The organism is Micromonospora sp. URMC 105, from assembly GCF_051386295.1.
Lineage (GTDB): Bacteria > Actinomycetota > Actinomycetes > Mycobacteriales > Micromonosporaceae > Micromonospora.
Window position 1 is genome coordinate 1 of the sequence record NZ_JBPQTL010000124.1, and the last position, 14583, is coordinate 14583.

Below are 14583 nucleotides of genomic sequence, written 5' to 3' on the forward strand. Positions count from 1 at the left end.
GGCCTCCAGCGTGAGCCGGGTGCCGCCGATCAGGTCCAGGCCGAGCCGCGGCTCCAGCCGGTCCTTCCACCCGCCGCCTCGCCGAGCGCCACCCCGGCGGCCCCGGTGCCGCAGAGCATCCAGGAGCAGCGCCAGGCCGTCGAGAAGAAGGTGGGTCCGGCCGCCTGGGCCGCCGCGAGCGCCCTGCAGGCTCCGGCCGACCTCACCGCCGACCCGTCCCTGGCGGAGAAGCTCAAGCCGTTCGGCGCGCTCTCCCCGCAGGAGATCGCGGTGCTGACGCCGCAGATGCAGTTCAACGTCCCGACGATCACCTGCGCCCAGCTGGACAAGCGGCCGGCCGCGTCGATCAAGGACGAGAAGCAGCAGGCGGTCGCCTGTGAGGACGGCGCCGCCAAGTACCTGCTCGACGTGGCGAAGGTGGTCGGCACCGACGTCGACGACGCCAACGCGGTGCTGGACGAGACCAGCTCCTGGGTGGTCAGCCTGAACTTCACCGGCGACGGCCAGGAGAACTGGACCAACCTGACCCGCGAGGCGTTCAACAACACCGGCGGCGCCTGCGACCAGACCGCGCTCGGCCAGGACGGCAAGTGCCGGGTGGCGGTCGTGCTGGACAACGAGATCGTCTCCTCGCCCGAGATCCAGGGCGTGCTGACCGGTGACTCGCAGATCACCGGCAACTTCAACAGCACCGACGCCAACAAGCTGGCCAGCCAGCTGCGCTACGGCGCGCTGCCGGTGACCTTCGAGCCGCAGGAGCAGCAGAACGTCACCGCGACCCTGGGCGACAGCCACCTGCGGGCCGGCCTGCTGGCCGCCGGCATCGGCATGCTGCTGGTCATCGTCTACTCGTTCTTCTACTACCGGCTGCTCGGCTCGGTGATCTTCCTGAGCCTGGTGCTGTCGGCGGCGCTGGTCTTCGGCGCGCTGGTGGTGCTCGGCCGGCAGATCGGCTTCACCCTCACCCTCGCCGGCATCGCCGGCATGATCGTCTCGCTCGGTGTGGCGGCGGACTCCTTCGTCATCTACTTCGAGCGGCTCAAGGACGAGATCCGGGAGGGGCGCAGCCCGCGCAGCGCGGTGCCGCGTGCCTGGATCCGGGCCCGCCGGACGATCATCTCGGCGAACGCGATCACCCTGATGTCCGCCGTGGTGCTCTACGTCGTCTCGGTCGGCACGGTGAAGGGCTTCGCCTTCGCCCTCGGCCTGGCGACCGTGCTGGACCTGGTCGTGGTCTTCCTCTTCCGGCACCCGATCATGACGATGTTCGCTCGTACCCGGGCGTTCCTGTCCCCGCGGGTCAGCGGTCTCGGCCGGGCCCTGCCGGCCCGGTCGGCCGAGCAGGACTCGCCCCGCACCCCGCGCGTGAAGGAGGCCTGAGATGGCTAAGAGTGGTCTCGCGAGCCGGCTCTACCGCGGTGAGGCCGGGCTCGACATCGTCGGCCGGCGCAAGCTGTGGTTCGCCGTGGCCGGTGCGCTGGTGCTGATCGCGGTGCTCAGCTTCGCGGTGCGCGGGTTCAGCCTCGGCATCGAGTTCGCCGGCGGCAACTCGTTCCAGGTGCCGGCCAGCGTGGGCACCCTGGACGAGGCCGAGAAGACGGTCGACGCGGTGCTCGCGGCCAAGGGCGGCGACGCCGAGGTGGTGACCGCGCAGAAGGTCGGCAGCACCAGCGGCGAGTACTACGAGCTGCGTACCTCGCAGCTCAGCTCGACGCAGGCCACCGAGGTCAAGGCCGAGATGGCCCGGGAGTTCGGGATCAACGCCGACCAGATCAGCGGCAACCAGGTCAGCGAGGCGTGGGGCCAGCAGGTCACCTCGCGCGCCCTGCTCGGTCTGATCATCTTCGTCCTGGTGGTGGCGGTCTACCTGATCCTGCGCTTCGAGTGGCGGATGGCGGTCGCCGCGATCGTCTCGCTGTTCATGAACCTGATCCTCACCGCCGGCATCTACTCGCTGGTCGGCTTCGAGGTCACCCCGTCGACGATCATCGGCTTCCTGACGATCCTGGGCTTCGCGCTCTACGACGTGGTGGTGGTCTTCGACAAGGTCCAGGAGAACACCCGCGGCATCACGGCGAACAACAACCAGACGTACGGCGAGGCGTCCAACCTGGCGCTCAACCAGAGCCTGATGCGGTCGCTGAACACCTCGGTGGTCGCCCTGCTCCCGGTCGGCGGCCTGCTCTTCATCGGGGCCGGCCTGCTCGGCGCGGGCACCCTGAAGGACCTCGGCCTGGTGCTCTTCGTTGGTATGGCGGTGGCCTTCCTGACCTCGATCCTGCTGGCCACCCCGCTGCTGGTGCTGCTGAAGAACTACGACCCGCGGATCCAGGCGCACAACAAGCGGGTGCTGGCCCGGCGGGGTGCGATGGCCCGGGGCGAGCTGGCCCCGAAGGGCGCGCCCCGGGCGGCCGAGACCGGCGACGAGCCGATCGACGCCGACGCGGCGGCCCTGGCCGGCTCCGCGCCGAAGGTGGGCGCCCGTCCCGCCGGCAAGCGCTCGACCGGCGTCCGGGGCGGCCGTCCCAGCGGCGGCGGCAACCGGCCGGGTGGCGCCAAGCGGCGCTGACCGGTCGCGGGACACCCGGTAGGAAACGTCCCGGCGGCGTCCTTCATGCTGTGCGAGCGGCATGAAGGACGCCGTCGTCGTTGAAAGGGAGCACCGTGACGCAGACCCACAGCACCGGGGCCCGGGGAGACAGCGGCCCGCAGGTCGCCCGGCTGGTGGCCAGCCGGGTGCTGGACGTGCCCGATTTCCCGAAGCCGGGCGTCATCTTCAAGGACCTGATGCCGCTCTTCGCCGACGGCGAGGTGTTCCGCGAGGTGATCGACGGGATCGTCGAGTACCACGGGCGTGACTCGTTCGACGCCGTGGTCGGCATCGAGGCCCGCGGCTTCGTGATCGCCGCCGCCATCGCGTACGCCACCGGGGTCGGCGTGGTGCCGGTGCGCAAGGCCGGCAAGCTGCCCCGCGCTGCCTACTCCGCGTCGTACGCGCTGGAGTACGGCGAGGCGACCCTGGAGGTGCACCAGGACGCCTTCACCGCCGGGCACCGGGTGCTGGTGGTCGACGACGTGCTGGCCACCGGCGGCACCGCCGAGGCCACCCTCGACCTGGTCGAGCGGGCCGGTGGCACGGTGAGCGGCTTCACCGTCCTGCTGGAGCTGGGCTTCCTGGAGGGCCGCAAGAAGCTCGCCGGGCGTCCGGTCCATGCCTTGCTGACCGTTTGATGCCGACCCCGCCGGGCGGACCCGGTGCGGACCGTCCGGCCGAGCGGCACGGCACCCACCGTGCGGGTAGCATTGCCCTTTGCTGACCGGGCGGGTCCCCGTCCGGCGGCGAAGGACCAGACCGGCCGGAGCCACGGTCGGTGTTTTCCGGCGAGCGGTGAGGAGGCCGGTGTCCCACGATGTCGTCCCTCCGGTGGAGGGCACGGTGCACCCGACAGGCGACGCTGACGGCTCGGTGACCGACCGGAAGAGCAACCCGCCGGCCCGGACGGTGGGCGCCGTCGACGGCGCTCTCGTCGAGGCTGCCGACGCCGGCGCGACCGTGGCGTCGCTGCCGGCCGACGGCGACCCCGCGCCGAGCGCGGGTTTCGCCCTCTCCAACGCGCCGACCGGCCGCCGGGTGCGGGCCCGGCTCGCCCGGTTCAACGCGCCCTGGCAGAGTTCGCAGGTCAGCGAGGTCCTGGAACCGCTGATCGCCACCCACCGGGAGAACCATCCCAAGGCCGACGCGCGGCTGCTGCAGCGCGCCTTCGACACCGCCGCCCGCTGGCACTCGGGTCAGTACCGCAAGTCCGGCGACCCGTACATCACCCACCCGCTGGCCGTGGCCACCATCCTGGCCAACCTGGGCATGGACACCACCACCCTGGTCGCGGCGCTGCTGCACGACACGATCGAGGACACCGAGTACACCCTCGACCAGATGCGCGCGGACTTCGGCCCGGAGGTCACCCTCCTGGTCGACGGCGTGACCAAGCTCGACAAGGTCAAGCTCGGCGATGCGGCCAAGGCGGAGACCATCCGCAAGATGGTCGTCGCGATGGCGAAGGACCCCCGGGTCCTGGTGATCAAGCTGGCCGACCGGCTGCACAACATGCGTACCCTGACCTTCCTGCCCCGCCCCAAGCAGGAGCAGAAGGCCAAGGAGACGCTGGAGATCCTCGCCCCGCTGGCGCACCGCCTCGGTATGAACACGATCAAGTGGGAGCTGGAGGATCTCGCCTTCGGCACCCTCTTCCCGAAGCGGTACGAGGAGATCAACCGGCTGATCGGGGAGCACCAGCCGCAGCGCGAGGCGCTGCTGCGGCAGGTGACGCAGAAGGTGCAGACCGACCTGAAGGCCGCCAAGATCAAGGCGGAGACCACGGGCCGGCCGAAGCACCTCTACTCGATCTACCAGAAGATGATCGTGCGGGGCCGCGACTTCAACGACATCTACGACCTGGTGGGTGTGCGGATCCTGGTCGACACGGTGCGGGACTGCTACGCGGCGCTGGGGGTCATCCACGCCAACTGGCAGCCGGTGCCGGGCCGGTTCAAGGACTACATCGCCATGCCCAAGTTCAACATGTACCAGTCGTTGCACACGACGGTCATCGGGCCCACCGGCAAGCCGGTGGAGATGCAGATCCGCACCTACGCGATGCACCGCACCGCGGAGTTCGGCATCGCCGCGCACTGGAAGTACAAGGAGCACAAGGGCACCCAGATCGTCGGCCCGCCGGCGCACATCGACGAGATGACCTGGCTGCGCCAGCTGCTGGACTGGCAGCGGGAGGCGGCGGACCCGAGCGAGTTCCTCGACGCGCTGCGCTTCGACCTGTCCAGCCAGGAGGTGTACGTCTTCACCCCGAAGGGTGACGTCATCCCGCTGCCGACCGGCTCGACGCCGGTGGACTTCGCGTACGCGGTGCACACCGAGGTCGGGCACAAGTGCATCGGGGCGCGGGTCAACGGCAAGCTGGTGCCGCTGGAGTCGACGCTCTCCAACGGCGACGTGATCGAGATCTTCACGTCGAAGTCCGACACGGCCGGCCCGACGCAGGACTGGCTGGGCTTCGTCAAGAGCCCGCGCGCCCGCACCAAGATCCGCCAGTACTTCAACAAGGAGCGGCGCGAGGAGGCGATCGAGGCCGGCAAGGACGCGATCGTCAAGGCGATGCGCAAGCAGGGCATGCCGCTGCAGCGGATGCTCACCTCGGACGCGCTGATGGCGATCGCCCGGGACCTGCACCTGGCCGACGTGGCCTCGCTCTACGCGGCGGTCGGCGACAGCCAGGTCTCGGCCCAGTCGGTGGTCCAGAAGCTGATGGCCACCTACGGGGGCGAGGAGGGCGCGGCGGAGGACATCGCCGAGACCGCCGTCGCCACCCGGCCGCCGCGCAGCCGGCAGAGCAGCAGCGACCCGGGCGTCGTCGTCCGGGGCGTCAGCGACGTCTGGATCAAGCTGGCCCGCTGCTGCACCCCGGTGCCGCCGGACGCGGTCTTCGGTTTCGTCACCCGCTCCGGCGGGGTGAGCGTGCACCGCGACGACTGCGCCAACGCCGAGGACCTGCGGGCCCAGAGCGAGCGGGTGGTCGAGGTCAGCTGGAAGCTCACCTCCGCCTCGACGTTCCTGGTCGCGATACAGGTCGAGGCGCTGGACCGGCACAAGCTGCTCGCGGACGTCACCCGGGTGCTCTCCGACGAGCGGGTCAACATCCTCTCCGCCACCGTCACCACCACCCGGGACCGGGTGGCGGTGAGCCGGTTCAGCTTCGAGATGGCCGACCCGAAGCACCTGGGCCACCTGCTGGCCGCGGTCCGCAAGGTCGACGGCGTCTTCGACGCGTACCGGGTCACCTCGGGGGCCTGAGGCAGCAACGACGAAGCGCCCCCCGGCAGCAGCCGGCGGGCGCTTCGTCGTACGGGTGGGGCTCAGCCCTGGATGTCGCTCATCGCCAGCTTGGTGATGACGACCTCCTTCTTCGGGTGGCCGCCCCCGGCCTGCTGGGCGAAGGCCTTGTCGTCGCCGGCCGCCGCGACCTGCTTGACCAGGTCCATGCCGCCGGTGACGGTGCCCAGCACCGTGTAGTTCGGGTCGAGCTGCGAGTCGCCGTAGACGATGAAGAACTGGCTGCCGGTGCTGCCCGGCTGGCCCGAGTTGGCCATCGCGATGACGCCGTCCGGGTACGGCGGGCGCTTGTCGGTCGGCAGGTTCTCCTCGGCCAGGTTGTAGGCCGGGCCGCCGGTGCCGTCGGTCTCCCGCCAGCCCTTGCCGGTCGCGCTCGGGTCACCGCACTGCAGCACCTTGATGCCCTCGGTCACCAGGCGGTGGCACTTGCTGTTGTCGAAGAAGCCCTTGCCGGCCAGGTGGGTGAAGCTGCCCGCGGTGCAGGGCACCGCCGCGCGGTCGATCTTGGCAGTGATCGGGCCCAGGTTGGTCTCGATCGTCATCGTCTGGGTGCCGGTGTTCTTCTGCTGGGCGGGAGGCAGCCCGACGTCCTTGATCTGCGGGGTCCGGCCCTCCTTCGGCGCCTCGGTGTACGCGCACTGGGCGTAGCCCGGGGTACCGGCCGCGGTGTCCTGCTTCGGGTCGTCGTCCCCGCCGAGCGTCGTCGCCAGCCAGACGCTGCCGGCGACCACGAGCAGCAGGACCGCAGCGGCCCCGACGATCGCCTGCGTCTGCCGGCGCTTGCGGGCCTTGGCCGCGCGCTCGGCCATCTCCCGCTCGAGTCGGGCCCGCGCCGCCGCGCGCTGCCGCTCTCTCGTGGACGTCACGGTCACTCCTCCTGGACTTTCTGGCGCGGTCGCCGCCGCGTACGGGTGGTCTGTCCGGCTCAGCCGGCGCTGGGGCTGGCCGACGGGGCACCGGAAGCCGGGCTCGTCGGGGCCGTGCCGGCCGTGGCCGGCTCGCCGACGGTGAGCTTCTGGAGCAGCACGTCGGTCTTCGGCTTGACCTTGGCCCCGGTCCCATTGTCCACGGTCGGCAGGGCACCGATCTTCTCGATCACGTCGAGCCCGCCGGTGACCCGGCCCACGACCGGGTACGCCGGCTTCGCCGGGTTGAAGTCCTTGAAGAAGACGAGGAACTGGCTGCCGTTGTTGCCCGGCGGGTTACCGACCATGGCGATCGTGCCCTTCGGGTACGCCGGCGGCTGGCCCGGGGCCGGGCCGGCCGACGGGCTCGCCTCGGGCACGGTGGGGACGTTCTCGTCGTAGAAGGAGTACGTCGGGCCGCCGAGGCCGGTGCCGCTGGGGTCGCCGCAGCGCAGCGCACCCTCGGCGGTGATCTCGTGGCACGTGGTGTTGTCGTAGAACGAGCGGGTCGCCAGGTGGGCGATGCTCGCCGCGGCGCACGGGGCGCCGGCCAGGTCGAGCTCGGCGGTGACCGGGCCGCCCTGGTTGGTGTTGATCGTCATCGGCCGGGTGCCGTCGGTGGGCAGGCCGGTGGTGGCCGGCGTGCCGACGTCCTTGAGGTTGGTGTTCGCGCTCGCGTCCTGCGGCGTCCAGAGGCAGACGTCCTGGGCGGCCTCCTGCTTCGGCTCACGGTCGAACGCGCCCAGCGCCCAGGCCGACCCGACCACGATCAGGGCCAGCACGAGCGCGGCGCCCACGCCGGCCTGGATCTGCCGGCGCCGCCGGGTGGCGGCGGCCCGCCGGGCCAGCTGCCGGTCGAGCTTCTCCCGTGCCAGCTTGCGCTGCCGGTCCCTGCTGGAAGCCACTCGTGCTCCCCTTCCTCTGCCCTGGTCGTCACCGGCGCTCGGGCCGCTCGCGTCCGCGCGCCGCGCAGTGCGCCACGCCACACGCCCGCCAGAGTGTACGGGTAGCCGCTCGGAAAGTGGTGTACGAGGTCCGGGCTGGGTTTATCGGAGTGCATCACTGTGCCGTACGGGGTCGCCGGGACAGGTGGGTCACGGATATCGGTTCGCCGCTGCGACTAGGCTGCGGGTGAGGACGACGAACCGACGGAAGGGGAGCGGACGTGCTCGTGGCCGGCTTTCCCGCGGACGCCTTCGGCACCAACTGCTACGTGGTGGCGACCGCGCCGGGGGAGCAGTGCGTGGTGGTCGACCCCGGCATCGGGGTGCTTGACCGGCTCGACGCCGTGCTCGCCGAACACCGTCTGCACCCGGCCGCCGTGCTGCTCACCCACGGCCACCTCGACCACACCTTCTCGGTGGCGCCGGTCTGCGGTGCGCGCGGCATCCCGGCGTACGTCCACCCGGACGACCGGGAGCTGCTCGCCGACCCGGCCAAGGGGCTCTCGGCGGACCTCGCCCAGCTCTTCGGCGGCCGGCTGCCGTACACCGAGCCGGACGACGTGGCGGAGCTGACCGACGGCGCGACGCTGGCGCTGGCCGGGTTGGAGATCACCGTCGACCACGCCCCCGGCCATACCGGCGGGTCGGTGCTGTTCCGGCTGCCCGGCGCCGGCTCGCCCTGGGAGGCGGAGCAGATCTGCCTCTCCGGTGACGTGCTCTTCGCCGGCTCGATCGGCCGCACCGACCTGCCGGGCGGCAGCATGCCCCGGATGCTGACCAGCCTGCGGGAGAAGGTTCTCCCGCTGGCGGACGACACGGTCGTCCTGCCCGGCCACGGCCCCGCGACCACCATCGGCCGCGAGCGCGCGACCAACCCGTACCTCGCCCAGGTGGCGGGGGACGGCGCCGCGCGCCCGGCCGCGCCCGCCCGCGGCCTGTAGCCGCGCCCACGACCTCCCCGCGCTGCGCCGCGGAACGCAAGGAGTACGCCATGAGCAAGCCCACGCCCATCTCCGGCTTCCCGGAGTGGACGCCCGGCCAGCGGATGATCGAGCAGTTCGTGCTGGACCGGATCCGCGCCACCTTCGAGCTGTACGGCTTCGCGCCGCTGGAGACCCGCTCGGTCGAGCCGCTGGACCAGCTGCTGCGCAAGGGGGAGACCTCGAAGGAGGTCTACGTGCTGCGCCGGTTGCAGGCCGACACCGACGGTCCGGCCGGTGACGACGCGCTCGGTCTGCACTTCGACCTGACCGTGCCGTTCGCCCGGTACGTGCTGGAGAACGCCGGCAAGCTGCAGTTCCCGTTCCGCCGCTACCAGATCCAGAAGGTGTGGCGGGGCGAGCGGCCGCAGGAGGGGCGCTACCGCGAGTTCCTCCAGGCCGACATCGACATCGTCGACCGGGACACCCTGCCGGCGCACTACGAGGCGGAGATGCCCCTGGTGATCGGCGACGCGCTGCGGTCGCTGCCGATCCCGCCGGTACGCATCCAGGTCAACAACCGCAAGATCTGCGAGGGCTTCTACCGGGGGATCGGGCTGACCGACCCGGAGGCGGCGCTGCGCGCGGTCGACAAGCTCGACAAGATCGGTCCGGCCCGGGTGGCCGAGCTGCTGGCCGAGACGGCCGGCGCGAGCGAGGCGCAGGCCAAGGCGTGCCTGGCGCTGGCCGAGATCTCCGCGCCGGACCCCTCCTTCGCCGACGCGGTGCGCGCCCTCGGGGTGAGCGACCCGCTGCTCGACGAGGGGATCGAGGAGTTGGTCGCGGTGGTGGAGACCGCCGCCGCGCACTCGCCGGGGCTCTGCGTGGCCGACCTGCGCATCGCCCGTGGCCTGGACTACTACACCGGAACCGTCTATGAGACGCAGCTGGTGGGCTACGAGCGGTTCGGCTCGGTCTGCTCCGGTGGCCGCTACGACAACCTGGCCAGCTCCGGCACCGTCCGGTTCCCGGGGGTGGGCATCTCGATCGGGGTGACCCGGCTGCTCGGGCTGCTCTTCGGCGCCGACGCGCTGTCGGTCTCCCGTACCGTGCCGACCTGCGTGCTGGTCGCGGTGACCAGCGAGGACGCGCGTCCGGCCAGCAACCGGGTCGCCGAGGCGCTGCGGTCGCGTGGGGTGCCGACGGAGGTGTCGCCGAGCGCGGCGAAGTTCGGCAAGCAGATCCGGTACGCCGAGCGGCGCGGCATCCCGTACGTCTGGTTCCCGGGCGCCGAGGGCGAGGCGGACGAGGTGAAGGACATCCGCTCGGGGGAGCAGGTGAGCGCCGCGGCGGGAGAGTGGACCCCACCCCGGGAGGACCTCAAGCCGCTGGTCAGCTGAGGTACTACTCGCGCGTACGCTCGCGGGGCCCTACGGTGGCGTAAGTTACGCCATCGTAGGGAGACCCGCATGAGCACCGCCCCGCTGAGCCAGACCGCCCTGCTCGTCGAACTCGAAGCCGTGGTGGAGAAGAACCTCGACCGCCACCTCTCGATCGCCAAGGAGTGGTTCCCGCACGAGTACGTCCCGTGGAGCGAGGGACGCACCTTCGACGGGCCGCTCGGCGGCGACGCGTGGTCGGAGTCGGACTCCGCCATCCCCGAGGTGGCGCGGACCGCGCTGATCGTCAACCTGCTGACCGAGGACAACCTCCCCTCGTACCACCACGAGATCGCCACCCTCTTCGGCCGGGACGGCGCGTGGGGCACCTGGGTGCACCGGTGGACGGCCGAGGAGGGGCGGCACGGCACCGCCATCCGGGACTACCTGACGGTGACCCGGGCGGTGGACCCGGTGGCCCTGGAGCGGGCCCGGATGACCCACATGTCGGCCGGCTACGAGAACGTGCACGGCGACGAGGTGCTGCACTCGCTGGCGTACGTGTCGTTCCAGGAACTGGCGACCCGCATCTCGCACCGCAACACCGGCCGGGTCACCGGCGACCCGGCCTGCGAGGCGCTGCTGGCCCGGGTGGCCGCCGACGAGAACCTGCACATGGTCTTCTACCGCAACCTGCTCGGCGCGGCCTTCGAGCTGGCCCCGAGCCAGGCGATGCGGGCGGTCGCCGACGTGGTGGCCGACTTCCAGATGCCCGGCGTCGGCATCGAGGGCTTCGCCCGCAAGTCGGTGGCGATCGCTCTGGCCGGCATCTACGACCTGCGCCAGCACCGCGACGACGTGGTGCTGCCGGTGCTGCGCCAGTGGGACGTCTTCGACGTCACCGGCCTGGACGCCGACGGCGAGGCCGCCCGCGAGCAGATCGCGAGCCACCTCGACGACCTGGAGCGGGCAGCGTCCCGCTTCGAGGAGAAGCGCGCCGCCCGCGACGCCCGTCTCGCCGCCCGCGCCTAGCCCCACCCACCGCCGCCCCGCCCTTTTCTGCCCGCACTTTCAGAGAAAGCGTGCCTATCGCGCGCGGAATGGCCACGTTTTCTCTGAAAGAGCGCGCCCGGCCGGGGTGGGGGTGGGTCAGGTGGGGGTGTCGAGGGGAAGGAAAAGGCAGGTTGAGGTGGCGTGGGCGATGAGGCGGTGCTGGGCGTCGGTCAGGCGGGCCTCGGCCAGGGCGGTGCGCCGGCCGCGTTGCACGACGGTGCCCTCGCACCGCAGCATGCCGCTGGCCACGGTCACCGGGCGCAGGAACTTCACGTTCAGGTCCAGCGAGGTGTAGCCGATCCCGGCGGGCAGCGTGGTGTGCACGGCGCACCCGGCGGCGGTGTCCAGCAGCGTGGAGATCACTCCGCCGTGCACGGTGCCGAGCGGGTTGTAGTGGAACTCCTGCGGGACCAGCTCGACCGCCACCCGGCCCTCGTCGGCCTCCATCCGGGCCATGTCGATCAGGTGCATGATCGGCGGTGCGGCGAGCTCGCCGGCGATCATCGCGCGGAGCAGCTCCAGACCGCTGCGACGGCCCACGTGGGCGGCCCCGGCCACCGGGTCGGACCAGGAGAAGGTACGGCTGCGCGCCGGTTCCTGCGTCTGCGTCATGGACTCAGCCTGCAGCGCGTTGCTGAGTCTGTCAATCAGACCTAGCCTGGTCGGCATGAGACCCGCGGCACTGGACTGGTCGGTGGAGAACTGCACCATCGCCCGGGCGATGGCGATCCTCGGTGAACGCTGGACCCTGGTGGTGCTCCGCGAGGTCTTCAACGGCATCCGACGCTTCGACGACATGCGGATCCGCACCGGCATCCCCCGGCAGGTGCTGACCAACCGGCTGGCGACCCTGGTCGAGCAGGGTGTGCTGCGCCGCGAGCCGTACCGGGAGCCGGGCAGCCGGGTACGGCACGAGTACCGGCTGACGGAGAAGGGCCTCGACCTGTGGCCGGTGCTGGTGGCGGTGCTCGGCTGGGGAGACCGCTACCTGGCTGACCCGGGCGGGTCCCCGCTCGGCGTCGGGCACCGCGACTGCGGGGCGGAGGTATGGGCCGAGCTGCGCTGCGCCGAGGGGCACCAGGTGGCTGACCCGCGCGACGTGCTGCCCCGGCCGGGCCCGGGCGCCCGCCGTCGCGTCGACTGACCACCCCGCCGGCCGTCGGCCGTCCGCGCCCGCCCCCGCCCGCCTCGGCCGTGCGTCGGCCCGGTAGGCCTTCGGTGCAGGCCGGTGCCCTGGCGTGCGCCGGGGCGCGGACGACCCCGGGGGCCGGCCGCGCGCCGGGACCAGGCGCTACCAGCCGAAGCCGGCCGCGTACGAGACGTTGGCGAGCACCGCCTGGCCGCTGGTGTTGGGGTGGAAGTAGTCCCAGGTGGAGACCTGGCTCAGGACGAACGGATAGTTGAACACCGCGTTGTCGTCGAAGTCGCAGTTCGGGCCGTACGCGGCGCAGGCCTGGGCGAGCTGGGTGTTGAAGTCGACCACCCGTTGTCGGACCCGGGCCCGGCGGTCGACGTCGGCCTGGGCGGTGGAGGTCGGGTTGGCCAGCATCGACTGGCAGATGCCGAAGGTCGACCAGGCGCTCCGGGCGCTGCCGCTGTTCCTGCCGACGGACCAGAGCCGGTGGATGTCCGGGATGCTGACCAGCAGGACCTTGGCGGTGGGCAGGCCGGTCTTGAGCCGGGCGAGCGCGGCGTCGATGTTGGCCCGGTAGGTGGCCACCGGAGTCATCGTCGACTCCGAGCTGGTGCAGGCGTCGTTGGCGCCGATCAGCATCGTGACGTACCCGACGCCCTGGCTGACCGCGGTGCCGGCCTGGCCGGGCATGTCGGCGGACTTGGCGCCGCTGCGGGCGTCGTTGTGGTTGCGGCCCTGGATGCCTGAGTTGACCGCGCGGATGCGCAGGTAGTGGCTGTTCACCGTGGAGTTGTCGCCGGTGCTGAACGACCGGGAGGTGCAGTCGACGTACCAGCCGCAGGCGTTGAAGCCGCGGGTGATGGAGTCGCCGAGGCTGGCCATCGAGGTCGGTGGCGGGCCGGGGTCGGCGACGGCGGGGGTGGCGGCGAGCAGGGCGAGGGCGGTGGCGGCGGCGAGGGTGGCCAGCGCGCGTCGGGTGGGGGTCATGGTGGCCTCCGGATCACGGGTGCCGAGGTGCGAGGGTGGGCAGATCGTATAGACCACTCTCTGTGTCCACAATGTTGCGTCACGGTTACCTCGGGCGGCCGGGTGAATTCGGGCAAACTCATGTCTTGCTTACGATCTTAAATATGTGAATACTTCAGTCACGCGGCCGGTTTCCCCAGGTCGGCCGGGTTGTCCCCGGGTGCGTCGACATGACGCGACCCGTCACCCTCTTCCGGAGGTTGTTACATGCGACCCACGAGGTCATCGCTCCACCGCGTCGCCGCCGTCGCCATGGCCGGCACCCTGGTCACCGGCGCGCTGCTCGGCGCTCCCGCCCAGGCGGCCCCCGCCTCGCCCGCCTCCCCCGACGCCGCGGCCGGTCTGGCCGACCGCCTCGGCGACCGCGCCGCCGGCACGTACGCCGACGCCAGCGGCAAGATGGTCGTCGCCGTCACCGACGCCGCCGCCGCCCGTCAGGTCCGCGCGGCCGGTGCCACCCCCAAGCTCGTCACCCGGGGCGCCGCCACGCTGAACGCCGCCACCGCCGAACTGGAGCGGTCCGCGAAGATCCCGGGCACCGCCTGGTGGACCGACCCCGCCACCAACCAGGTCGTGGTCTCGGTCGACAGCACCGTCACCGGCGCCAAGCTGGACCGGGTCAAGGCCGCCGCCGCCCGCACCGGTGGCGCGGTCCGGATCGAGGCCGAGGCCGGCGTGCTGAGCACCCGCATCTCCGGCGGCCAGGCCATCTACGCCGGTGGCGGCGGGCGCTGCTCGCTCGGCTTCAACGTGCGCAACAGCGCCGGCACCCAGTTCTTCATCACCGCCGGTCACTGCACGAACATCTCGTCGAGCTGGTACAGCAACTCCGCGCAGACCAGCTACCTGGGCGCGCGCACCGGCACCAGCTTCCCCGGCAACGACTACGGGATCGTCCAGTACAACAGCAGCGTCAGCCGGCCGGGCAACGTCTCGCTCTACAACGGCAGCTTCCAGGACATCACCAGCGCCGGCAACGCGTTCGTCGGCCAGGCCGTGCGGCGCAGCGGCAGCACCACCGGCCTGCGCAGCGGCTCGGTGACCGCCCTCAACGCCACCGTGAACTACGCCGAGGGCTCGGTCTCCGGCCTGATCCGCACCAACGTCTGCGCCGAGCCGGGCGACAGCGGCGGCTCGCTCTTCGCCGGCACCGTCGCGCTGGGCCTCACCTCTGGCGGCAGCGGCAACTGCTCCTCCGGCGGCACCACGTTCTTCCAGCCGGTCCCCGAGGTGCTGAGCCGCTACGGCGTCAGCGTCTACTGACCGACCTCTCGTGAGCGGGCCGCCGGTTCACCGGCGGCCCCCCCCCCGGCGCG

The 14583-nt window shown here is 71.7% G+C and carries 13 protein-coding genes; 9 read left to right on the forward strand and 4 right to left on the reverse strand.

Translation table 11 applies throughout. From position 1 onward, the window contains the following. The 4 genes from secD to ACSNN7_RS26305 all read left to right on the forward strand — a co-directional run. Window positions 1–1380 (forward strand): protein translocase subunit SecD (gene secD / locus ACSNN7_RS26290; RefSeq protein ID WP_436683638.1); only part of this gene is annotated, 1380 nt, incomplete at its 5' end. A 1-nt stretch (window position 1381) separates the two neighbouring features. Then, window positions 1382–2569, forward strand: coding sequence for a protein translocase subunit SecF (secF, locus tag ACSNN7_RS26295; protein WP_436683639.1), 1188 nt, complete (start codon window positions 1382–1384; stop codon window positions 2567–2569). Window positions 2570–2664: 95 nt separating this feature from the next. Continuing rightward, window positions 2665–3231, forward strand: a complete 567-nt coding sequence (locus ACSNN7_RS26300; protein WP_436683641.1) for an adenine phosphoribosyltransferase — start codon at window positions 2665–2667, stop codon at window positions 3229–3231. A gap of 169 nt (window positions 3232–3400) precedes the next feature. Further along, window positions 3401–5866, forward strand: a complete 2466-nt coding sequence (locus ACSNN7_RS26305) for a RelA/SpoT family protein (protein WP_436683642.1) — start codon at window positions 3401–3403, stop codon at window positions 5864–5866. Between the two features lie 62 nt (window positions 5867–5928). On the opposite strand, the gene ACSNN7_RS26310 is transcribed toward ACSNN7_RS26305, so the two are convergent. Both ACSNN7_RS26310 and ACSNN7_RS26315 read right to left on the reverse strand, forming a co-directional pair. After that, window positions 5929–6771, reverse strand: coding sequence for a peptidylprolyl isomerase (locus tag ACSNN7_RS26310; RefSeq protein WP_436683644.1), 843 nt, complete (start codon window positions 6769–6771; stop codon window positions 5929–5931). Window positions 6772–6830: 59 nt separating this feature from the next. Further along, window positions 6831–7715 (reverse strand): peptidylprolyl isomerase, encoded by an 885-nt coding sequence (locus tag ACSNN7_RS26315; RefSeq protein WP_436683646.1) that lies wholly within the window; start codon window positions 7713–7715, stop codon window positions 6831–6833. A gap of 260 nt (window positions 7716–7975) precedes the next feature. Between ACSNN7_RS26315 and ACSNN7_RS26320 the strand changes: the two genes are divergently transcribed. The 3 genes from ACSNN7_RS26320 (at window position 7976) to ACSNN7_RS26330 (ending at window position 11085) form a co-directional block, all read left to right on the forward strand. Then, window positions 7976–8695 (forward strand): MBL fold metallo-hydrolase, encoded by a 720-nt coding sequence (locus tag ACSNN7_RS26320; protein WP_436683647.1) that lies wholly within the window; start codon window positions 7976–7978, stop codon window positions 8693–8695. A gap of 50 nt (window positions 8696–8745) precedes the next feature. Next, complete coding sequence (hisS, locus tag ACSNN7_RS26325) at window positions 8746–10074, forward strand: histidine--tRNA ligase (protein ID WP_436683649.1); 1329 nt, start codon at window positions 8746–8748, stop codon at window positions 10072–10074. A gap of 69 nt (window positions 10075–10143) precedes the next feature. Beyond that, window positions 10144–11085 carry an acyl-ACP desaturase gene (locus tag ACSNN7_RS26330; RefSeq protein ID WP_436683650.1) on the forward strand — a complete coding sequence of 314 codons (942 nt, stop codon included), beginning with the start codon at window positions 10144–10146 and terminating at the stop codon, window positions 11083–11085. Between the two features lie 117 nt (window positions 11086–11202). Here the strand turns inward: ACSNN7_RS26330 and ACSNN7_RS26335 are convergent, their stop codons facing one another. Beyond that, complete coding sequence (locus tag ACSNN7_RS26335; RefSeq protein ID WP_436683651.1) at window positions 11203–11718, reverse strand: PaaI family thioesterase; 516 nt, start codon at window positions 11716–11718, stop codon at window positions 11203–11205. A gap of 55 nt (window positions 11719–11773) precedes the next feature. On the opposite strand from ACSNN7_RS26335, the gene ACSNN7_RS26340 reads away from it, so the two are divergent. After that, window positions 11774–12250 carry a winged helix-turn-helix transcriptional regulator gene (locus ACSNN7_RS26340; RefSeq protein WP_436683652.1) on the forward strand — a complete coding sequence of 159 codons (477 nt, stop codon included), beginning with the start codon at window positions 11774–11776 and terminating at the stop codon, window positions 12248–12250. A gap of 147 nt (window positions 12251–12397) precedes the next feature. Here the strand turns inward: ACSNN7_RS26340 and ACSNN7_RS26345 are convergent, their stop codons facing one another. After that, window positions 12398–13228 carry a GDSL-type esterase/lipase family protein gene (locus ACSNN7_RS26345; protein ID WP_436683653.1) on the reverse strand — a complete coding sequence of 277 codons (831 nt, stop codon included), beginning with the start codon at window positions 13226–13228 and terminating at the stop codon, window positions 12398–12400. A gap of 246 nt (window positions 13229–13474) precedes the next feature. Here ACSNN7_RS26345 and ACSNN7_RS26350 point away from each other — a divergent pair, with 246 nt between their 5' ends. Then, window positions 13475–14530 (forward strand): S1 family peptidase, encoded by a 1056-nt coding sequence (locus tag ACSNN7_RS26350; protein WP_436683655.1) that lies wholly within the window; start codon window positions 13475–13477, stop codon window positions 14528–14530. Window positions 14531–14583 lie beyond the last annotated feature (53 nt).

Bases quoted from the DNA above. Each gene is read 5' to 3' on its own strand.
- secF (WP_436683639.1), top strand. From the start codon at position 1,382: ATGGCTAAGAGTGGTCTCGCGAGCCGGCTCTACCGCGGTGAGGCCGGG.
- hisS (WP_436683649.1), top strand. From the start codon at position 8,746: ATGAGCAAGCCCACGCCCATCTCCGGCTTCCCGGAGTGGACGCCCGGC.
- ACSNN7_RS26330 (WP_436683650.1), top strand. From the start codon at position 10,144: ATGAGCACCGCCCCGCTGAGCCAGACCGCCCTGCTCGTCGAACTCGAA.
- ACSNN7_RS26335 (WP_436683651.1), bottom strand. From the start codon at position 11,718: ATGACGCAGACGCAGGAACCGGCGCGCAGCCGTACCTTCTCCTGGTCC.
- ACSNN7_RS26340 (WP_436683652.1), top strand. From the start codon at position 11,774: ATGAGACCCGCGGCACTGGACTGGTCGGTGGAGAACTGCACCATCGCC.
- ACSNN7_RS26345 (WP_436683653.1), bottom strand. From the start codon at position 13,228: ATGACCCCCACCCGACGCGCGCTGGCCACCCTCGCCGCCGCCACCGCC.
- ACSNN7_RS26350 (WP_436683655.1), top strand. From the start codon at position 13,475: ATGCGACCCACGAGGTCATCGCTCCACCGCGTCGCCGCCGTCGCCATG.